The 19,974-nt window shown below is 59.0% G+C and carries 23 protein-coding genes; 8 read left to right on the top strand and 15 right to left on the bottom strand.

The window, feature by feature from the left end; translation table 11 throughout:
- Positions 1-142: 142 nt before the first annotated feature.
- Together RMO15_RS01325 and RMO15_RS01320 are read left to right on the top strand one after the other, a co-directional pair.
- On the top strand, positions 143-331 hold the full coding sequence (locus tag RMO15_RS01325) for a hypothetical protein (RefSeq protein WP_309707137.1): 189 nt from the start codon (positions 143-145) through the stop codon (positions 329-331).
- A gap of 2 nt (positions 332-333) precedes the next feature.
- On the top strand, positions 334-1,122 hold the full coding sequence (locus RMO15_RS01320; RefSeq protein WP_309707135.1) for a hypothetical protein: 789 nt from the start codon (positions 334-336) through the stop codon (positions 1,120-1,122).
- On the opposite strand, the gene RMO15_RS01315 is transcribed toward RMO15_RS01320, so the two are convergent.
- The 3 genes from RMO15_RS01315 to RMO15_RS01305 all read right to left on the bottom strand — a co-directional run bounded on the left by RMO15_RS01315 (position 1,112) and on the right by RMO15_RS01305 (position 4,472).
- Positions 1,112-2,014, bottom strand: a complete 903-nt coding sequence (locus RMO15_RS01315; protein WP_309707133.1) for a phosphoribosylaminoimidazolesuccinocarboxamide synthase — start codon at positions 2,012-2,014, stop codon at positions 1,112-1,114. The genes RMO15_RS01320 and RMO15_RS01315 overlap by 11 nt on opposite strands.
- Positions 2,011-2,508 carry a S26 family signal peptidase gene (locus RMO15_RS01310; RefSeq protein WP_309707131.1) on the bottom strand — a complete coding sequence of 166 codons (498 nt, stop codon included), beginning with the start codon at positions 2,506-2,508 and terminating at the stop codon, positions 2,011-2,013. Before RMO15_RS01310 ends, RMO15_RS01315 begins: the two co-directional genes overlap by 4 nt.
- A gap of 92 nt (positions 2,509-2,600) precedes the next feature.
- A complete protein-coding gene (locus RMO15_RS01305; RefSeq protein ID WP_309707129.1) occupies positions 2,601-4,472 on the bottom strand; it encodes a redoxin family protein in 1,872 nt (623 codons plus the stop codon).
- A 65-nt stretch (positions 4,473-4,537) separates the two neighbouring features.
- Between RMO15_RS01305 and gatC the strand changes: the two genes are divergently transcribed.
- On the top strand, positions 4,538-4,837 hold the full coding sequence (gene gatC / locus RMO15_RS01300; RefSeq protein ID WP_309707127.1) for an Asp-tRNA(Asn)/Glu-tRNA(Gln) amidotransferase subunit GatC: 300 nt from the start codon (positions 4,538-4,540) through the stop codon (positions 4,835-4,837).
- Positions 4,838-4,840: 3 nt separating this feature from the next.
- A complete protein-coding gene (gatA, locus tag RMO15_RS01295) occupies positions 4,841-6,301 on the top strand; it encodes an Asp-tRNA(Asn)/Glu-tRNA(Gln) amidotransferase subunit GatA (protein WP_309707125.1) in 1,461 nt (486 codons plus the stop codon).
- Here the strand turns inward: gatA and RMO15_RS01290 are convergent.
- Complete coding sequence (locus RMO15_RS01290; protein WP_309707124.1) at positions 6,240-7,532, bottom strand: hypothetical protein; 1,293 nt, start codon at positions 7,530-7,532, stop codon at positions 6,240-6,242. The genes gatA and RMO15_RS01290 overlap by 62 nt on opposite strands.
- Before the next feature lie 68 nt (positions 7,533-7,600).
- On the opposite strand from RMO15_RS01290, the gene RMO15_RS01285 reads away from it, so the two are divergent.
- The gene (locus RMO15_RS01285; protein ID WP_309707123.1) at positions 7,601-8,095 is read left to right on the top strand and encodes a GNAT family N-acetyltransferase; all 495 of its coding nucleotides are present in this window, start codon (positions 7,601-7,603) and stop codon (positions 8,093-8,095) included.
- Positions 8,086-8,694 (top strand): hypothetical protein, encoded by a 609-nt coding sequence (locus tag RMO15_RS01280; protein ID WP_309707122.1) that lies wholly within the window; start codon positions 8,086-8,088, stop codon positions 8,692-8,694. The genes RMO15_RS01285 and RMO15_RS01280 overlap by 10 nt, the downstream gene beginning before the upstream one ends.
- Before the next feature lie 23 nt (positions 8,695-8,717).
- On the opposite strand, the gene RMO15_RS01275 is transcribed toward RMO15_RS01280, so the two are convergent.
- The 6 genes from RMO15_RS01275 to RMO15_RS01250 form a co-directional block, all read right to left on the bottom strand.
- Complete coding sequence (locus RMO15_RS01275; protein WP_309707120.1) at positions 8,718-9,602, bottom strand: ADP-ribosylglycohydrolase family protein; 885 nt, start codon at positions 9,600-9,602, stop codon at positions 8,718-8,720.
- Between the two features lie 4 nt (positions 9,603-9,606).
- The gene (locus RMO15_RS01270) at positions 9,607-10,515 is read right to left on the bottom strand and encodes a hypothetical protein (protein WP_309707119.1); all 909 of its coding nucleotides are present in this window, start codon (positions 10,513-10,515) and stop codon (positions 9,607-9,609) included.
- The gene (locus RMO15_RS01265; RefSeq protein ID WP_309707117.1) at positions 10,512-10,865 is read right to left on the bottom strand and encodes a hypothetical protein; all 354 of its coding nucleotides are present in this window, start codon (positions 10,863-10,865) and stop codon (positions 10,512-10,514) included. Before RMO15_RS01265 ends, RMO15_RS01270 begins: the two co-directional genes overlap by 4 nt.
- A 197-nt stretch (positions 10,866-11,062) precedes the next feature.
- Complete coding sequence (locus RMO15_RS01260) at positions 11,063-11,506, bottom strand: NADAR family protein (RefSeq protein ID WP_309707115.1); 444 nt, start codon at positions 11,504-11,506, stop codon at positions 11,063-11,065.
- Between the two features lie 83 nt (positions 11,507-11,589).
- A complete protein-coding gene (locus RMO15_RS01255; RefSeq protein ID WP_309707113.1) occupies positions 11,590-12,282 on the bottom strand; it encodes an NUDIX domain-containing protein in 693 nt (230 codons plus the stop codon).
- A gap of 137 nt (positions 12,283-12,419) precedes the next feature.
- Positions 12,420-12,875, bottom strand: a complete 456-nt coding sequence (locus RMO15_RS01250) for a hypothetical protein (RefSeq protein ID WP_309707111.1) — start codon at positions 12,873-12,875, stop codon at positions 12,420-12,422.
- Positions 12,876-12,981: 106 nt separating this feature from the next.
- On the opposite strand from RMO15_RS01250, the gene RMO15_RS01245 reads away from it, so the two are divergent.
- Positions 12,982-13,149 (top strand): twin-arginine translocase TatA/TatE family subunit, encoded by a 168-nt coding sequence (locus tag RMO15_RS01245; protein WP_309707110.1) that lies wholly within the window; start codon positions 12,982-12,984, stop codon positions 13,147-13,149.
- A gap of 14 nt (positions 13,150-13,163) precedes the next feature.
- Positions 13,164-14,372 carry a trypsin-like peptidase domain-containing protein gene (locus RMO15_RS01240; RefSeq protein WP_309707108.1) on the top strand — a complete coding sequence of 403 codons (1,209 nt, stop codon included), beginning with the start codon at positions 13,164-13,166 and terminating at the stop codon, positions 14,370-14,372.
- 23 nt (positions 14,373-14,395) lie between these two features.
- Here the strand turns inward: RMO15_RS01240 and RMO15_RS01235 are convergent, their stop codons facing one another.
- The 5 genes from RMO15_RS01235 to RMO15_RS01215 all read right to left on the bottom strand — a co-directional run.
- Positions 14,396-15,670: an MFS transporter gene (locus tag RMO15_RS01235; RefSeq protein WP_309707107.1), complete on the bottom strand. Its 1,275-nt coding sequence runs from the start codon at positions 15,668-15,670 to the stop codon at positions 14,396-14,398.
- 57 nt (positions 15,671-15,727) lie between these two features.
- A complete protein-coding gene (locus RMO15_RS01230) occupies positions 15,728-17,209 on the bottom strand; it encodes a sugar ABC transporter ATP-binding protein (RefSeq protein ID WP_309707105.1) in 1,482 nt (493 codons plus the stop codon).
- On the bottom strand, positions 17,209-18,207 hold the full coding sequence (locus RMO15_RS01225; RefSeq protein WP_309707104.1) for an ABC transporter permease: 999 nt from the start codon (positions 18,205-18,207) through the stop codon (positions 17,209-17,211). Before RMO15_RS01225 ends, RMO15_RS01230 begins: the two co-directional genes overlap by 1 nt.
- Positions 18,208-18,328: 121 nt before the next feature.
- The gene (locus RMO15_RS01220; protein WP_309707102.1) at positions 18,329-19,450 is read right to left on the bottom strand and encodes a substrate-binding domain-containing protein; all 1,122 of its coding nucleotides are present in this window, start codon (positions 19,448-19,450) and stop codon (positions 18,329-18,331) included.
- 36 nt (positions 19,451-19,486) lie between these two features.
- Positions 19,487-19,974 (bottom strand): hypothetical protein (locus tag RMO15_RS01215; RefSeq protein ID WP_309707100.1); only part of this gene is annotated, 488 nt, incomplete at its 5' end.

Raw genomic sequence — 19,974 nt, 5'->3', positions numbered from 1 at the left:
TCCCAGACTGAGAAGGCTGGCGAGTAAGTGTTTCTCTGCCTGATAGATTGAGGGTGGGTCTAGCTGATTCTGTGTTACGAAGGTGATGATTTCTTCGAATGTGTCTTTGATCTGTTGTACAATTTCTTGGGAGTTGGGGGTCATGGCAGTCTCCTGGCGTTATTTTTGTGGTACAGACATTATGCCTGAAATTGCCACCCCCAACTCCTTCAACCAAAATGAGTCACACCCAAATGTTTTTTGCTATGCCTCAAGTGGTATGTATCTTGAACACGATGACAACGGTGTTACGTTAGAGCGCTTTGACGATTGGTGCTACTACTGGGAGTAGTCATGCAGCGCAAGCGTACACGCGACTCAGATCGTGAGTGGCTGAGAAAGCGCCTGGTGGCGCAGCTCAAGCTCGACGAAAAACCAACCCTGCTGGAAGATGTAGATACGGACATTGCACTGTCCTTGCTAGCAGAGCAATTTCTAGAGCAGACACGGAAAGACCGGCGCACTCAAAAACGGCGTTGGCTCATGCATCCGTTTCGCAACGCTAGTTGGGGAACCGTACTCCTTCTGATTCTCTGTGGTCTGCCCTTAGCGTTCCTTGCTCCTGAGGGTATTGCGGGCGCCCTGGCAGTGGGCTGGGCGGATCGCAAGAAGGGGCCTTCTCGCGATGCCCTTTTTATGGTGTATTCGTTGCGCTGGTACAAGCTGGCGGAGCTACTACGGGAGACGGGGTTGCAGACGCGCTCAGGGGAGAGTGTGGCGATGTTGATTCAGGTTTTAAGCCAGCTCAACAGCGATCAAACCCGCGAGGAGACGGAGCTAGAGGCAACACTGACCCGCCGCATCGCGGATGTGTTGCCGTTTTTGAGCACGACGGAGCTGGAGCGCCTGCCCGAACCGTGCTGGGCGTTTTTAGAAAAGGCTATCGAGCAGCGCGTGACGGTGGATAAACTGGAGCGGCTTCCGTGGATGAAGGCGGGCTTTACGGTCGCAGCGATCCTGGCTCTTGGTTCTGTGAAGAGGCGCAAGGTGGAAAAAATGGAGCCACTGATGCGCCACCTCGCGGAGCACGACACGGAAGGTCGGGTGCGCGAGGTAGCGCGGGACTATCTGGCTACTCCGTGAGCCGTCGCCAGGCTTCTTCGTACTTTTCGGCGGTCTTGGCGATGATCTCGGCGGGCAGGTCGGGCGGCGGGGCTTGCTTGTTCCAGCCAGGCACGGACTCTAAAAAGTCGCGGAGAAACTGCTTATCGAAGCTGGGCTGGGCACCGCCGGGCTGGTAGGTGTCGGCGGGCCAGAAGCGCGACGAATCGGGGGTGAGGGCTTCGTCGATCAAGATCACCTCGTTGTTTTCGTTTAGCCCAAACTCGAACTTGGTATCGGCGAGGATAATGCCGCGCTTCTCGGCGTGGGCAAGAGCAAAGCCGTAGAGCCCCTGCGCGGCATTGACCACAGCATCGTAGTGCTCTCCGAGGAGCGCTTTGGCCTCCGTAGGTGTCATGGGCTCGTCGTGTCCCGCGTCTGCCTTGGTGCTGGGGGTGAAGATTGGTCTGGGGAGCCGGTCGGACTCGACGAGGCCAGCGGGAAGCGGGTTGCCCCAGAGGTTGGGGCCGTCGGTTTTGTAGGCTTTCCAGCCCGAGCCAGAGAGATAGCCTCGGATCACGGCCTCTATTTTGAGCGGGCGCGTGCGCTTGCAAAGCATCGCCCGGCCCGCCAGTGTCTCGTCCCAGATGCCACCGACTGTTGCGAGTGCCTCGGCGATTTCTGAGTCGTCGGCGGTGATGAGATGGTTGGCGATGACGCTCTGCGTGATCCCGAACCAGAACACGGAGAGCTGCGTCAGAATGCGCCCCTTGCCCGGAATGCCCTGCGCCATCACTACGTCAAAGGCCGAGATGCGATCTGATGCCACGAGAAGCAGCTTATCCTCGCCCACGGCATAGAGATCGCGCACTTTTCCCTGACCGAGCTTTATTAGCCCTTTAATATCTGTTGTTAAGATTGCCTCTATGCTCAACGCAAGACCTTTCCGATAATCTCCGACTCTGAGACCGCACCAAAATCGCGGGAGTCGGTGGAGTTGTTGATATTGTCGCCTAGGACATAGATGCCCTTGGGCGTGGTGAGATTGACCACCCCCCCCCGAAAGAGGGCTGCGGTGGGGAACGTGCCAGCAGGTGTGGTAATCGTGGCAGGCCATTGACGAGTGCCTGTGGCGTTCTGGATAAAGATCACCCGCTTTACGACATCTTCATCGCGGTTTTTCATGCCCACACGAACCCCAATGACAATCACATCGCCCTCCCGGAGGGGGGAGAAACGCTGCCACGCCTTAAGTATTGTCACCTTTTGCCCTGGCTTCAGTGTGGGAAACATCGAGACACCGACCACTTGCGCCCGGCCAAAGCAGAAATATGCCCCGACAGCGAGAAGGAGGATAGGAATCAGAACCAAGCGCTCAATAAACTTGAGGCGCTCTAGGCGCTGGCCGCGCGTTACGTCATCAGGCATGGGTGGTTTTTACTATATCCTAACCGGCCCCCCGCCCCCATAAATGGGGGAGAAATGCGGGGTTTTCCTTTTATTTCCCCCGCTTGCGGGGGTCAGGGGGCTGGGTTACGCCGCCTCTGGCCAAAGCCCCCGAGCAGGTTCTGCATCCGAAGCTGCTGTGTTTTATTTCCCTCGGAGACAACATCAATAAAGCCAATCATCATCTCTTCAAAGGTCTGCTCACCCCAGGTAACGAGCTTCGTGGGATCGGGGTTGTGCGGGTTCTTGGACGAGTTGTCGTACCAGGCCTCTATCAGAATCTTCGTTCCGGACGGGACTTTCTTGGGCTCTTTGAGCATGTAGCGCGTCTGCCAGTTGAAGTCGTACTTGGGCACCGAGAGCAGCGTCTCCTCTTTTCCATCCGGGTAGGTGGCGCTTATCCGAAACGCCTTGCCACGGACGTGCATGTGCGGCGAGTAGGAGTAGATCGTGGAACTCACCGGGACCGTCAAGCTACGCGAGGACTTATAGCTCTCTGCACCAGGCGGAATCCTCAAGTTCAGGCTGAGAATCCCAATTGTGTCCACTACCTCTTTGGGAGGCTCCTTGGCGAAGATAAGCCCGAGCTCACTCAGGTCTTTTTGCTCCGTGCCATTGGGAGTGTAGTGCACCTGGAACATGAGATCCGTGCCTTTCGGGACTTTCTTGGCGATCCCCTCAGGGAATACCATAGGACTCTCACCGGGCACATACTCCGCAACAAAGCCATCTAGGCCGTTGGGGACACCGCCGCGCTTGTCGTCTAGGAACACCAGGACATGGTGAATGACGCTCCGCGCTCCGGGCTTAACCTCAGCGGCTTGAACCCACTTGTCCTCCGTGAAGCCTGTCGGGACGCGGAACCACTTGTAGGGCATCACCCCGGTTGCTTGAACGGTGAAGGGCTTGTCCATCTTCAGCACCATATCGGGCTTGCCGATATTCCAGTCCGACGCAAATGTCTTAGGGGCGGGGAGCTTCTTCGAATCGCCCTCAGGAGTGCCTTGCTTGATCCAGGCCAGCACGGTGGCCTTCTCTTTGGCGCTCAGGCTACGATCATTGACGAAGTTGCCGTGGCGCGGGTCGGCGTGCCAAGGGGGCATGCGGCTATTAGTGACCGTCTCCCCGATCATCGCGCTCCAGCGCTTGGCATTGGCATAGCTCTGGAGTGGAAACGGCCCCACTTGCCCAGGACGGTGGCAGCTCTCACACTTTTCTTGGAGGATCGGCGCAACATGCTCCGAGTAGCTCACGCTTCCCACTTCCGGCAAGACAAGCGCCGGAATCGGCTCTGGCTCACCCTCACCTCTGGCTCCCCCACTTGTGGGGGCGGGGGAGGCTGGCTGATTTCGGTCAATGAGGCAACCTGGAACATCAGCCGTGCTGGTGACAGCGACGGGCTTGCCTGCCAGAAGCGCATCCAGTGCATCGGTGAGGTAGGTCTTGCTCGCCTTGGGCTTGCGGCTCCCGAGGCCGTACTGATCGTCCACACTGCCCCGGTAGCGCAGCGTGGCTTGCCCATCCACCACAAACGCCTCACAAGTGCGAGTGGCTTTCACGTAGTCCACGAACTTCTGCTCGCGATCGGGAAGAACCGGAAACGTCACACCCGCCGCTTTTGCCGCCGCGAGGCTCTGCGCATCGGTCTCACTGCCATTGGGATTCACCGCGACAAAAGCCACGCTCTTGGCCTCGTACTTCTTGGCCAGCGCCGCCAGCTTCGGCAGAGAGAGCTTGGCAATCGGGCAGTCGGCCCCCATCACGTAGAATACAACGGCTTTTTTCCCGGCGAGGCCATAGAAGTGAAACTCCTTGCCGTCCACGGTTTTCGTGCGAAAATCAGGCAGCTTTGCACCGACCAGCGGGGCGTTAATCTTATGCGGCTGTGCGATCGTGGCGACGACCAGAACCGCAGGAATTGTGAGGGCAAGGGCGAGCGTTTTCATAGCACTCTTAAAGACAACGGAAATCGGGTTTTGGTTCACGAATTCTGGGGCGGTATAATATCCGCATGGCCTTGACCACGGAAGATGTCCGTAAGGTAGGGACGCTGGCCCGCCTTGCCCTCGCAGACGACGAAATTGCGACGATTACCCCCCAGCTCAACGACCTTCTTGACCAGTTTGCACGGCTGCAACAGCTCGACACGACGGGTGTCGAGCCCACGAGCCACGCGGTGCCCGTCAAAGCGCTTCTGCGCGAGGATGAGATCACTCCCTCACTCTCGCAGGCGGAGGTGCTGAGGCTCACGGCGCACACGGATGAGATCATGAGCGGCTTTATCGTCCCGCAAGTGCTGGCAGGAGACTAGATAATGGAGCTGGTACATCTCACGGCAAGCGCGATTGCCGCAAAAGTGAAGGCAAAAGAAGTGACGGCCCGCGCGGTGACCGAGGCATTTCTGGCGCGAATTGCCACACACGACGAGTCCGTCGGGGCGTTTCTAACCGTGATGACCGGGCAAGCGCTCGCGCAGGCCGATGCCGTGGACGCGAAAATAGCAGCAGGCGAAGACCCCGGCCCACTGGCGGGCGTTCCGGTCGCGCTCAAAGACAATATGTGCACGGTGGGCGTCGAGACGACGTGCGCCAGCAAGATTTTAAAAGGCTTTGTGCCGCCGTATGATGCCACGGTGGTAAAGAAACTCCAGGCTGCTGGGGCGATTACGATTGGCAAGACCAACTTAGACGAGTTTGCGATGGGCTCGTCCACCGAGAACTCCGCGCTGAAGCTCACGCACAACCCGTGGAACCTCTCGAAAGTGCCTGGTGGCTCGTCGGGGGGGAGTGCGGCAGCCGTCGCGGCGGACTTTGCGCCCCTCTCGCTCGGCTCGGATACCGGTGGCTCGATCCGCCAGCCCGCGAGCTTCTGTGGCGTGGTGGGAGTCAAGCCCACGTATGGCCGGGTGAGCCGCTACGGCTTAGTCGCGTTTGCGTCGTCGCTGGATCAGATTGGGCCGTTTGCTAAAAACATCGAAGACGCTGCCCTGGTGATGAACGTCCTCTCCGGCCACGATCCGCACGACTCGACTAGCGTTCCACAAGCCGTTCCCGACTACACGAAAGCGCTTACTGGGGATATTAAGGGCCTGCGCATTGGGGTGCCTACGGAGTACTTCGCCGCCGGGATCGTGCCTGAGATTCGGATTCTGGTCCAGAGCGCCATTGGCGTACTGCGTGGCCTCGGTGCCGAAGTCGGGGAGTGCTCACTGCCCCACACCGAGTACACGCTCCCCGCCTACTACATCGTCGCCCCCGCCGAAGCCTCTTCGAACCTCGCCCGCTACGATGGCGTGCGCTATGGCCACCGAACGCAAAAAGCGACCAGTCACATTGATCTCTTCGAGAAGACCCGCGAAGAAGGCTTTGGCGATGAAGTCAAGCGGCGCATTCTGATTGGCACCTACGCACTCTCAGCAGGCTACTACGATGCGTTTTATTTGAAAGCTCAGCAAGTCCGGACGCTGATCCAGAAAGACTTCGAAGACGCGTTCCAAAACTTCGACGTGCTCATCACCCCCACGGCACCGACCACGGCCTTCGGGATCGGGGAGAAGACCGACGACCCCCTCGCGATGAAGCTCTCGGACATCTGCACACTCTCGGCCAACCTTGCCGGGATTCCCGCGCTCTCGCAGTGCTGTGGCTTTGACACGCACGGCCTACCGGTCGGTATGCAGCTCCTCGGCCCCTCGTTCTCTGAGGAGTTGCTCTTTAAAGTCGCCCACGCATATGAACAGCAAACGGACTGGCATACCCGGCGGCCCGTGCTTTAAGGTTGGCTAAAGCACGGCGCGAGTTTTCGTCGGGATACTTTTGCAGAAGTGCTAGGATCGGCTTGAACTCATCGGCAGTGTTGGTGCGGTAGCCAAGGTTTTGGAGTGCGGAGCTGCGCACCTGATCGCTGTGAATGGTCTGTGCCAACGGCAGAAGCGTAGACAGAGGCTCCTGATTGCTGTAGAAAAGCTGCTGTACTTCTTGGTCATAGGCTTTTTTGCCCTCTTCAGAGGTCTGCAAGCGTAGCAGGGCAAGAGCTGCCTGGGTGGTCTTGGTATCTTGTTTGATCCGGGCCGCTGAGCAGACTGCCCGCAGTAGCTCTGGGAGCTCGTCGGGGTACGCGTAGCGCTGGATCAGCTCCAAGGTCTCTGAGGGAGAAAGGCAGGTGACATTCTGCAGAAGCTGGTAGCGTTGTGCGTGGATGATCCGGGTGGTGACAGTGCCGGTTGTGCCTGTCTTGATCGTTTGACGTTGGCTTGCCTCTGCGGGCATTTCTTCCAAGACACGGCGCACCCCAATACCATCTTTGTTAAGCAAGCACGATGAGCCAAGCTGGGAGAGGGCAGAGCTCTGTAGGTTTTTATCGGTGATGCGCTTGAGTGCACCAATAGCGGCATCGAGCTTGCCGCCTTTGTAGTAGGCCGAGACCAAACTACTGAAGATCCCTCCATGGAGTGTCGGGGTGATCTGTCCGACGAGACGCTCGCAGTTTTCCGTATCGCCGAGTCCTGCGTACTGAACTGCGACCCGCGTGAGCGCCGTGGAGCGAGCGGGCTCGGAAAGCGAGGCGGCGTTGCGAAGAGTGGCATCTAGTCCCTGGCGCTGGCTCTGCGCCGTCAGAACCTCGGTTTGGAGTGTCTGATCGTCTTGCGCACTGCGCAGCGCCTCAGTAAACTCCTGGGCCGCAATCTGCGCCCCGACCAGCTTCTGGCGCAGCTCTTTGTAGCTCAGTCTCTCTTCCCCATCCGTAAAGGGCAGGGTCTTCACGAGGGCTGCGGCTCCCTTTCTATCCCCGAACCTGAGCTTCGCATCGGCGAGAGAGTAGTTGAGATTCTCTTTGTTGTAGGCTTTGGTAAAGTCCAGTGTGGACAGAGACGAAATGACATCGGTGCCATTTTGCTTTGCTAAAACGGCGGCGACACCCAATACACCACTACCTGTGATCAACGCTAAAACTCCGAGCCGCACGGGCAGGCTGAGTCCAGGGCGTGAAGCATCTGCTTTCTTCATAGTCTTGCTCCTTGGTGGATTATTTACCGTTTTTAAGAATTTGTCAAGGACAGGTACAATAGTGAACCATGCCTCGCTCTGTATCCCTCTCTGTTCGACTCGCCACCCGCGCTGATGCTTCAGAGTTTCTCGCTCTCATCCAGGCGCTGGCCGACTACGAAGCACTCTCTGGCCCCACCGAAGCTGCCAAAGAGCGCCTCGTTGTCGATGCCTTTGATTGCCAGCCGCCGCGCTTCTTTGTGCACCTCGCTTTTGAGGAAAATAACCCGGAGCCGCTGGGCTACACGATTACCTTCTTCACCTACTCGACTTTTCTGGCAAAGCCCACGCTCTATCTCGAAGACTTTTTTGTCCGCCCTGAGGCACGCTCCAAAGGCGCAGGGAGTGCTCTCTTTGACTTCCAGGTGCGCGAGGCCAAGCGCCTAGGCTGTGGGCGGCTGGAATGGACGTGTCTCGACTGGAACACGCTGGCGCAGGGGTTCTACGAAAAACGCGGTGCCCACCATCTTGATGACTGGCGTGTGTACCGGCTAACGGAAGAAGATTTTACGCGATGGAACTAACCGACCCCGAGCTTGCCGTTCTCTGGCACCTCTACGACTCTGGCCCCCGTGAGCCGATTGTCTTGCTGGACGACGCCCGAAACGATCCGCCGCTTCCTCTTCAGCGCGGCCAGCTTTCCGAGGAGCAAGTGAGCCACGCCCTTGAAGCACTTATCGAGCGTGGGTTGGCGCGGCTCTGGAGTGAGTCCGAACTGGAAGCGGAGCAGGCAAAGTGGGAGAGTGAGAAGCTCCCCCGAGGCTTTGGCGTGGACTTAGACGATCTCGATGTCGGCTGGGCGGATCTGACGCGTGAGGGCTGGCGGATTGCGCTCAACCGCTGGGGAATGGATCGGCGCTTCACCAGCTACGACGATAGCACGCCCGGGGTTCTGGTGATCTACAGCGAGTCGCCTGCGGGCTGCATGACCGAGCGCGACCGGCTGACCTACAAGATTGATAACGGCCAGTTCTACACCTACGGCCTCGTCCCTCAGCCCGGCCCCGTGACCCGCGTCGGGGAGATTGAGAACCTTAAGGGCTGGTGGTACAACCGCTTCCACCTCATCCGCCCCGGCTATAGCGCCCGTATCGAGTACCTTCCCTCTCCCCTTCCTTCGTAGAGGGAAGGGGCTGGGGGATGGGTTCAGTCCCAGTCGGTCATCTTGCCATCGAGTGGCTCACGGGCAGCGAGCCACTCAGCGGGAATGGAAGCGCGAACACTGACAATCCCGCCGACTATCGCGCAGGTGGTGTCGCGGTCACCGAGGCCCGCCACCGTCAGCCAGAGCGCCTCTTCGTAGCTATCCAGATGCGTTCCTGCGCACCAGAGGCAAAACGGCACGGTGTCCTGGCACGAAATGCCCGTTCCATTGCCCAGCGCCGCGACAGCTGTGATAACGTGCCGAGCCTCCAAGCGAATTGCTTTTACAATCCCTGCCCGCACCAGGCTATCGGGGACGTGTGGCACAATCGCCTCGAGAAACTCGCTTCGTGAGATCTCTTGTCCTCGTGTTTGCCAGGCAACCGCAGCCGCGATAGCCACGGCAATCGCGCCCGCTATCCCTTCTGTACTTGCATGTGTCACCACTGCACTTTTCTCCGCCTCTGCCTTCGTTTTTTCCAGATCGTCGGCGAAGAACGCCCCGAGCGGCGCAACCCGCATCGCGGAGCCATTGCCAAAGCTGCCTTGCCCGTCGAACATCGCGGCGGCGAGCTTTGTCCACTTCCCACCCACCCGATACTGGCGCATGAGATCATGCATCGCTGGGCCATAGCCACGCCCCGGCTCGTAGCGCTCACCAAACTGAAGCGCCAGCACGTCCTGGTTGATCTCGCCGTACTTTTCCAGCACAGCGACAATCGAAATCGCCATCTGCGCATCATCCGTCCAGCGCCAAGGCGCACCAGGAAGCGCCCGCTGCGCAATCAGCCCCTCGACCACGTTGGGATTGGAGAAATAGCCCTCCCCAAACCCATCCCCGACGGAAAGCCCGTCCAGAGAAAGCCGCGCACGTTCGATTGCTGTCATGGTTTTACCTTTCTAAATAACAACTACTGATAAGAATTTCCGTTTGTTCATCTGTGAGGAAAAGCATGCGGCTATCGTTTCCGCCGCCTTCTAGATAACAACGCTCTGGGATGCCACGCGCTTGAAGTGCTAAGTCGAGAACCCGCACCAGCCGCTCTGTCTCAAATGCCCAGTAGATCCAACGTGGATTGTGTTCTCCCAGCTCACTTCGGTGAAAAACCGTGTATTCTATTTCGTCCAGACAAACCACATAGGAATCTTCGTCTTGATTTGTCCAAGCTGCATACCGAAAGACCGGAGCGTTTTCTAGGCGAACAAGTAACGGTTGGGCACAACTCCAGACATAAGGAAAGCCCTGCTCACTTGCGTTCTCATCGTCCAAACGGCAACAACGCGCAAGGCCGTTGTACAGACGCTCCCAGGCAAAGATGGCGGTCGGATCATACCAGTCTGTTGCGGACGGGTAGATTAGATCGAAGCGGAAGAAGCCAGCTGTGTCTAGGGCATCCGCCAGAGCCTCGCCGAGTGGCTCCCGCACCGTCCAAGCTCGCCGCACTGCCTCCTCTGTCTCAAGAAAGCTGACTTGCCGAAAGGGAAAATCGGCTCCTCGGTAGCGGGTCAGCGAGTCCGAGAAACAGGGATCGGAGCCGAGCGGAAAGGCACAGACATCATCGGGGTTCTGGAAGGAGAAAACAGGTTCGTGCTTGTGAATCGTCTCCAGCGACTCGTGCCAGAGAAACGCTGCTCCGTAGCAATCAGCCATGGCTTGTGCCTGCCGTGCAGCCTCTTCCCGATCAAGAAACCCGTAATAGGGTTCTCCATTCAGTGGAGGAAGCTGTGTGTAGGCGCTGGCCACCAGATACTCTGTTTGCGCCAAGGTAAGCGGTACTGAGAACGAGACTAACTCGCTCACGGATGGAACTCTCCGATCACTTCGATCTCTCCGATCAGCGCGGTGTTGAAGGCGTCCAACTCCTCGGCGGGAATCCAGTACTCGTCGTGGCTACCGATTGCACCGACGGTCTTGAGTTCATAGCGGCTTAGAAACTCCGTCGAAACGCTGAAGCGAGTGACATAGCCGACGAAGCCCGAGGCGGCGTCTTTGGTGTTCCAGTCGCGTGCGATCTGGATGGCATAGCTCTCGCTGGTGACGGGGTAGAAGATGGGCTGTTGGGGCAGGCGTGGCGGAAAGGCCCGGAAGCCACTTGTAGCGATCAGGTTAAGCTCTGCCTGTCCCACAGGCCGGTAAAGCGTTGTCGTCATTTTTCTTCTCCTTCGCCGCCGGTTGGAAACCGGCGTCTGCAATGGCACTGCGTGCCGCGAAGCCCGTTCCGGGCTGGCCTCCCCCTGGCTCGTTCCTCGCCATCCCCCTCCGGCTTCGCGAAGGGGGGCGAAATTTTGTAGCCCGGCACGGGCTTTGCGGCGGAACGCCACTGTTGACGCCCCATTCCATGGGGCGACTACTCTGTCTGGTAGCCCTCGCGGGTTTCCATGAGAATCTCGCCCAGTCGGTTCTTGCCTGTGCCTTCGGTGCCGCAGCCCCAGTAGTAGTCATTGGTTGTCTTCTCGATGAGAATCTCGTCGCCGGTTGCCAGCAAAAGTTCGGTCAGCTCGGGGTGAGCGACGAACTTAGCGGCAAGGGCGCGGCGCATGGCGTCGTCGCGGACGGCGTTCCAGTCGTCTCGGAGGGGACGGTGGCGCTCGCGGCCTTTCTCGGCGGCTTCCATCGGACTAGCGGCGAGCCGGATCTCATCTTGGTGCTCAGAGAATCCCACAAACTTTTGCGCCTGGAAGTAGTGCTCACTAGTCGGCCAGAGCTGTCCGTCAAGCGTGAAGGGGTGCGCTGAGAAGTTGGAGAAGACCCCGTAGGGCACTTCACTGATACGGTAAAAGTAGATTGCCATAATTTACTTGTCGTTTATACACGAAGTTTTGCTAAAGAACAACCCCCTAGCCCCCGTCCAACGGGGGCTAGGGGAGGAGAGCTCTAATCCAAAAAGACGGGTTCGCGCTTGGTGAAGCTAAAGAGCTGTGCGGGACGGTGGGCACCACCACGGCGCTGCTTCTCTAGGCCCTCCAGTAGCTCGGTGGAGAGCATCTTCTTGCGGAAGTTACGCTTGTCCAGCTCGCGGCCCAGAATAATCTCGTAGACCGTCTGGAGCTCGGTGAGTGTGAACTCGGGGGCGAGCAAGGCGTAGGCGACACTGGTGTAGCCCAGCTTGGCACGCAGGCGGTCTAGTGCGGTTTTGACGATCTCAGCGTGGTCAAAAGCCAGCGGGGGCAGCGCATCGGCAGGCCACCACTGCGCCTCCGCGGCATCGGTGCCTGCACGAGGCGCGATGCTGGGCTCAGGAAGAAGCGCGTAGTAGGCCACAGAGATCACACGGGTTCGGGGATCACGGTCTACGTTGCCGAACGTGTAGAGCTGCTCTAAGAACTCAGCACCGGCGATACCTGTCTCCTCCGCCAGCTCACGATGGGCAGCCGCGTCGAGTCCCTCGGACATCTGAACAAAGCCACCGGGTAGGGCCCAGTGGCCTTCAAAAGGCCAGACCCCGCGCTTGATGAGCAAAACGTGAAGCTTGCGCTCACGAGCCGTGAAGGCGACCACATCAACGGTGACCGAAGGCCGCTCGAATGAGTTGGGGTCGTATGGAGTGGGAGAGTCTGTTGTACTCACTTTTATCCTATAGTTAGTTAATCTAGATTTTAAGAACGGACCTGAAAACTGCTACTGTCAAGTCTACCAGCTACATAGCGAAAAAAACGTATTCTCTGCCATATTTTTCTCAGGTGTGACGATTTTACCGCTGTCGATCAGGCGACGAGGGCGGTATGGTAGCGCTGGTTGCGGGAGCTGGCAGGTGCACGGGGAGCGAGAACCTGGAGGAGATACGGAAGATCCTCACGATCAGGCACCATGAGCACAATGCCGTGTTTGGGGAAACGTACCGCCCCGCGAAGCCGTAGGCCCGTGATCATCTCGCCGGTTTCAACAGACTGCTGTGCAAGGGCACCGAGTAAAATCGTGGCATTTTCTAGATGCAGAAAGGCTTCTCCTGAAGTGCTGAGTGTAAGGCGAGCAGGCTGATTGTGTAGGCCCTGTCCGCTGACACGTAGATCCATGCCTTCGGGCAAGCATACTTGTGCGCTGCCGTAGTGTGGAACCTGGACTTCTTGTGAGCGGACGAAGAAGCCGATATTTTGTCGGGCAGCCAGCGCGGCCCAGAGCCGCTTGGTGGGGGCTTGAATCTTCTGAAGCAGTGCGTTCATGACAAGGATGATTGGTGCGGAGAGAATATAGCTTTACTAAGTTTTAGTTGAAAATTTTCAAGCACTATGGAACACGCGATAAAATGAAAGACTAGAGGAAATCAAAATGCTATCGTTTGCGTATTGGACATCGCCCAGCATGTGGCTGGTGGTCGTTCTGGTGGTTGTGTTGTTCTTTGCAGCCCCAAAGCTCCCTCAGCTCTTTAAGGGGTTAGGGCAGGCAACGCGTGAGTTTAAAGAAGGAATTGAAGAGCCCGAGGCCCGGAAAGAGTAGTCAGGGCGTCTAAGATGAAAACGGCGCTTTCCTACGGGGCGACGTTTGTGACGGGGTTTGCGGCCTGTGCGCTGATTCTCTATCTGGCGCAAGGCCGACCAAACGTCGGGCGCGAGGCAACTCTGCCGCCTGGACGTCAGGCACTCTCGCAGGCCTTGGCTAAAAGTCCCCCAAGCAGTGGTGGGCACGCTTTCTCCGGGTTACCGTCGGTTGCCGATGCGGCAGCCTGCGTTGCTCCGGCGGTGGTAAGCATTGAGGTTGAGGGGCATGAGAGCGTCCCCGGGCGCGGGTTCTTCGGGCAGTTTCGCACGGAAGAGCGGCGCTTTGAAGGCTCCGGTTCGGGGATTATTCTCTCGGCGGAGGGCTATGTCCTGACGAACTATCATGTCATCTCCCCGCTGATTAGCCAGCCGACCGCGAAGTGCCAGGTGACGCTTGCCGATGGTCGCCGCTTCTCGGTGACCGTGATCGGGGGGGATCAGGCCAGCGACCTTGCGGTGATCAAGCTCCTAGGGGCAAAGACACTCACTCCGGCGCTACTGGGCGACTCGGACACGCTTCGGGTAGGCGACTGGGCAATCGCGGTGGGCAGTCCCCTGGGCTTTAACTCCACGGTCACCCTGGGGATTATCTCCGCTCTGAACCGTCAGTACCCACACCAAGACAGCACCGCCGTGGAGCGCGTCATCCAGACCGATGCCTCGATCAACCCTGGCAACTCTGGGGGAGCCCTCGCCGATGGCGAAGGGCGCGTGATCGGGATCAACACCGCCATTGCCACCACGACGGGAGCTGCCGCTGGGATCGGGTTCGCGATTCCGATCAACACCGCCCGCAAGATCGCCGCGCAGCTGATCGAGAACGGCAAGATGCTCCGGCCCTATCTTGGCGTGGTCTACACCCCACTTTCCGAAGTTGAACGAAGTGCTCTGCCGGGGAATCTTGTCCTGCCTCCCGACAATAAAGGCGTGCTGGTGCATGCCAACAACGGAGCCGCAGTGGTGCAAGGCTCGCCCGCTCAAAAGAGCGGCATCGTGGAGTGGGACATTCTACGCACCGCCGACGGAAAGCTGCTTGAGGATAGCGAGGGGCTCCGCAAGATCATTGCCAGTCATGCGGTCGGGGAGGTGCTGAAGCTCACACTCTGGCGCGACGGTACCGAGCAAGATCTCGTCATTCCCCTCGAAGAGATGCCCGAGGGCTTCAGCCAACCGAATCGGTAAAGCCTCCCCCGGCTTCGTGGAACTCAGCCACCCCCTCCGGCTTCGCGAAGGGGGGCGTCTAGGGTCTGCTTGGCGCGGCGCAGGCCCGGGGAGAGAATCACAGCGAGCAAGGCACTGGCAGCGGCGAGGCTTGCACCAAGCGCCATGGCATAGGCCGCGTCCGTGTGTGATGCCACCACCCCCGCCCACGCGCTCCCAAAGGGCGTGAGCCCCATCATCAAAAACGCATGAACCCCCATCACACGTCCTCGGAGCGCATCCGGTACCGAGGCTTGAATCAGGCTATTGCTGGTCGCAAAGACACAGATCATGCAAAACGACGAGAGCGGGGCAAGGAGAAACGCCAGCTCTAGCCGATGACAGAGCGCAGTTCCCAGCGAGAAAAGCGGGTAGAGCACCGCGCCAATCGTGACTATCCTGCCCTTGAGCGGCGACGACGAGAGCAGGGTGCAGAGAATCGCACCGAGTAGCGCTCCAACACCACGCGCACTCATGAGCTGGCTGTAGTGCGCCGCATTGGCCCCCAGTGTGTACCTTGCCAGAGCGGGCAGAAGAATCCAGTCGCCGGTCATAAAGATCGAGAAGCTCGCCAGAATCGCCATCATCGCCACAATCGGGGGGTGCTGCTTGAGATAGGCAAAGGCAACACTTACCCCCTTGAGCGGCGACTCTTTCCCCGTGGCTCTGGGCGCGAAGTCGCCGCGCATCAGGCAGAGCCCGATAATGACGGCGATATACGACAGGCCGTTAGCCAGAAAACACGGAGCCATCGCGCGTTGCTTATCCGCAATCAGAAAGCCCGCCAGCGCAGGCCCGAGCACGCGCGCGGCATTAAAGAGCGACGAGTTCAGACCAATCGCATTGTGGAGATCCTCTTTGCCCACGAGCTCGACAATAAACGACTGCCGCGCCGGAATATCAAAGACATTGGTGATCCCCAGCAAGACCGCAAAGATCGCTACGTGCCAGAGGCGCACCTGATCGGCGTAGACTAGGGCCGCCATGATCAAGGCCAGCGCCCCCTGAGCCACCTGCGCCCATAGGACGATCTTGTGCTTGGAGAACCGATCCGCAAACCAGCCGCCATAGAATGCCCCGAGTAGCATCGGGAGCGAGCCAAGTGTCATCACCCAGCCTTGAGCGGCACTCGCCTCTTTCTCACTCCCCGCCAGCAGTGCCACCAGCCACCCCTGCGCCGTCATCTGCATCCACGAGCCGATCAGCGAGATCGCCTGCCCCGAAAAGAAAAGCTTGTAGTTGCGGTGGCGTAGAGCAGAGAAAGCGGTGGGGGTTGGCACGTGTCTATGCTACCACGGAGCGCACTGGCGATTGTCCCGCCCCTCTAACGGGCGGGACTACTCCACGGCGAGGTGCAGGACGTCTTCTTGCGTGGCCTTGGTGGCGTCTTCGATCTCGCCGGTGATCTTGCCGCCGCGCATCACGAGGATTCGGTCACTCATGCCCAGCACTTCGGGTAGCTCGGAGGAGATCATCAGGATCGCTTTTCCCTGGGTGGCGAGCTTGCGCATGAGCACATAGATCTCGTACTTGGCCCCGACATCCACGCCGCGTGTGGGCTCGTCGAAGATCAGGATCTCAGAGTTGGCCTGGAGCCACTTAGCGAGCACGACTTTCTGCTGGTTGCCGCCGGAGAGGTTGCGCGCGAGCTGCTCCTGGTGCGGGGTTTTGATCAGCAGGCTCTCGACATAGCCGCCAAACGCCTCGCGCTCTTTACTGCCGTCTATAAAGCCCAGCTTCCCGAGCTTCTCTAAGTTCGGCAGGCCGAAGTTGTTGCGTAGCGCTAGATCGAGCACCAGGCCCTGGCGCTTTCTATCCTCGGTGAGCAGGCAGATTCCCGCTTTGACGGCCTCTTGCGGCGAGCGCAGGGGGAGTGTCTTGCCGTCTAAAATCACCTCACCGCCGTCTTTTACGTCGGCTCCGAAGAGTAAACGAGCGACTTCGGTTCGGCCCGCGCCCACGAGGCCCGCGAGCCCGAGGATCTCGCCGCGTCGCAGCTCAAAGGAGACACCTTGGACGGCTTTGCCTCGCGTCAGGTTCTTCACTACCAGCCGAGGCTCGCCGATTTTTTGCTCGGGATCACGCGGCGGGAACTCGGCGGAGAGGGCGCGGCCCACCATAGACTCGATCAGCTTCGGACGTGTCCACTCCGAGACAGGCTTGGTGGCGATCCACTGACCGTCGCGCATCACGGTTGCGGTGTCACAGAGCTGGAAGATCTCGTCAAGGCGGTGCGAGTCATAGACAATCCCGATTCCCTGGGCCTTGAGGTCGCGGACAATGGCAAAGAGCGCGTCCACTTCACGGCCCGAGAGTGCCGCCGTGGGCTCGTCCATGACCAAGATTTTTGCGTTCTGGGAGAGCGCCTTGGCGATCTCGACCAGCTGCTGCTCGGCCACCGTCAGCTCCCCGACAGGCGTGGTGGCGTCAAACGGCGCGGCGAGGCGCTTTAAAATCCCCTGCGCGGCTGTGTTTTCGTCGGCGCGGGTGATAAAGCCGCCCTTGGTCTTCTCGCGCCCCAGAAACAAATTCTCCGCCACCGAGAGCTGCGGAATAAGATTGAACTCTTGATAAATCACCGCAATCCCGCGCTCCGTGGCATCACGCGGCCCGGCAATGGCGACCTGCTCGCCGTTGAGGTGAATCGTCCCCGCATCGGGCTGGTGGGCGCCGGAGAGCACTTTGAGGAGCGTGGACTTGCCCGCGCCGTTCTCCCCGAGCAGCGCGTGGATCTCGCCCGCCTCCAGCTCCAACCGTCCCTCACGAATCGCCAAGACGCCGGGAAAGGACTTCTGGATTCCCTCCATCTTGAGGAGCATTATTCGTGGCCGCCTTTTTGTTGGAGTGCAGTGACAAGAACCGCGAAAAGGAGCACGCAGCCGACCACAGTGCCGCGCCAGATATCTGGGTTGGAGAACGTGAAGTTGATGGCGGAGAGAATCGTGATGACCAGCGTTGCGCCCAAGATCGTCCCCGGCACCGAGCCGCGCCCGCCCGTCAGGCTCGCGCCTCCGACCACAGCCGCCGCGACGGCGTCCAGCTCGTAGCCCTGGCCCAGCTGCGGGTTGCCCTGCCGTCCGTAGCCCGCCCAGAGGATTCCCGCCAGGCCGCCGAGCAGTGCACTGACTCCGTAGGCGAAGAGCTTGATCTTAAAGATATTCACCCCCGAGAGCCGAGTCGCTTGCTCGTTGCCGCCCAAGGCGTAGAGATAGCGCCCGATCCGGGTGCGGGTGAGCAGAATATGCACCACGACGGCCACCACGACGAGCATCGTCCAGAGTGGCCAGCCCTTGGAGAGATCGGTGATGAGCGGGTAGTCACTAAGAGAGATCGGGAGCTGCTTGTTGACGATCAGTGACTGGCTACGCAAGACCAAGAGCGCAGCGAGTGTCACCACAAACGGCGGGAGCTTAAGCTTGTGGATGAGAGTCGCGTGGAGCAGGCCGATAGCTAGAGCGCAGAGCAAGGTAATCAGAATGGCGAGCAGCGCGGCGGGGCCTGCGACCAGCCCGACCGAGAACTTGGTGACAAAGAGCGCCACGAGCATTCCCGCAAAGGCGATAATCGAGCCCAGAGACAGATCAATGCCGCTGGTGATGATCACAATCGTCTCGCCAATGGCAAAGAGGGAGAGAAGTGCCACTTGCTGGACAATATTGGTCATGTTGAGTGGCCCAAAGAAGTTGGCACGCTGCTCTGTAAATGCCATTCCGAGGCAGAGCAAGGCCAGCACCGCTACCACGCTCAGCTCCCGCGACTTGAGCAGCCGAGCCACAATGCCCGGCCCTGACTGTTTTCCCGTATCCTGTACCGCCACTCTTGTTCGTTCCTATCTGACGCAAAAATCAATGCATCATACACTTTAGAAAATCAAAAGGCCATGCGTCCAGCGACGCACAGCCTTTGTGAAATAACCTCCCCTGTGGGAAGTTTGAAACTTACGTGGACTTGAGGCCGAGCTTCTTCATGTTCTCGACAAACGGGGCGACGTTCTCCGGGGTGACCGTGGTCACGCCGGTATCGATCTTGTTGCCGTCCACTTTCATTCCAGCCTTCTCCAGCTCGGGCCTTAGCTCCTCAATCGCAGCCTTGGTGCCCTTGCGGTTGATGAGGTAGAGTAGCTTGGCGGAGAGGCGACCGAACTCGTAGGGCTTCTGAATGACCGCGGCATCCACTTTCTTGGCTTCCAGACCTGTCAGGGTTTCAGGAGCACCATCGAAGGTGATGATCTTCACTTTACCGAGCAGCTTGGCGCTCTCGACAGCATTCAAGATCGCGGGGCCGTCGTAGGCCCAGATACCGAGAAAACCGTTGATCTTATCACCGTATTTGGCGATAGCATCTTGGACATTGCTCTGCGCCTTGAGGGGATCCGCTTGATCCTGGAACGGCTCCTGGAGCATCGTGATCTTGCCCTTGGTGGCATCCGTAAAGCCTTTGTAGCGGTCAATGGCGTTCTGTGCAGACATATTACCCACGAAGGCGACAAAGTTTCCGCCGTTGGGCAGGAGCTTGAGCGCGGCCTCACCGGCGGCCTTGCCTGCTTCGTAGTTGTTGGTGCCCAGATACGCCAGGCGCTTACTGGTCTCGCTATCCGAGTCGAAGCAGATCACAGGGATGTTCTTCGCAATCGCATCGTCAATGACCGAGGCGAACTCCTTGCCATCAATAGGGGTCACGGCGATTCCATCAGGGTTCTTCGCGACCGCGTCCTCAAAGGTCTTCTTCTGGTCGGCGTGGGTGGGTTTTTGGCCACCGGGTGCCATACGCGAGGTCTCGCAGTCTTTTAGCTCCGCCTGCGCCGCATCCAGCCCTTTTTGAGCCGCAGTCCAGAAGTCTGCGCTATTGTTGGTAATCATGGCCACCGATAGCTTGCCGTCTGCCTTGCGCGGTGCGTCAAAGGCACTGCTTCCGCCGCCCTCAGGAGCCTTTGCAACCGGTGCCGAGGCGTCGCCGCCGGGCGTAGGCGTCGCCGCCTGATCTTTACACGATGCCAGGGAAAACAGCGAGACCAGTGCGGTCAGCGCGAGGCCCTGGCGAAAAAGCTGGGATCGCTTCATTCTTTTGGTTATCCTCCGCCGCCAGTATAACATATCTCACTCTTCGGATAGGCATTTTTCGATGGGTGAGATGGCTTCGGGATGCCCGGTCTCTTTGGCAAGCTTATCTAGTGCCTGAAAGGCCTCAACATAGCGCAGGAAAATATGCCGCTGGAGAGGGTCGCGCTCGCCCCAGCCGGTGAGCAAGCTCCTCGTCTGGAACTTTTCCCAGAGCGGGAGATTTGCGGCGAGGAGTGCCGGTGAGTCAGGGCGAGTGCCAGGAAGATAGAGGCGCTCCGTAACGCCCCACGGAGCACTTTCGAGCTCCGCAGCGACTTCACGGAGGCTTGTATTGAGAACCTTGCGGCGAGCAAAGCGCATGTCGCGGACTAAGAGCACCGCGCGGCCCTCGGTGAGCGCTTGACGGAAAAAGGCTCGCTGGAAGGTGCCATCGGCGAACTGCGCGGTGGAGAGACTCGCACCTGGAAGAACTGTATCGAGAGTGGGGTATTGTGCAAGTAGATGACGGTAGTACCAGGCATCAT

It is taken from the genome of Armatimonas sp., assembly GCF_031410135.1.
GTDB lineage: Bacteria > Armatimonadota > Armatimonadia > Armatimonadales > Armatimonadaceae > Armatimonas.
The sequence above is the reverse complement of the archived record's forward strand: the minus strand, read 5'-3'. Positions and strand labels throughout refer to the sequence as shown.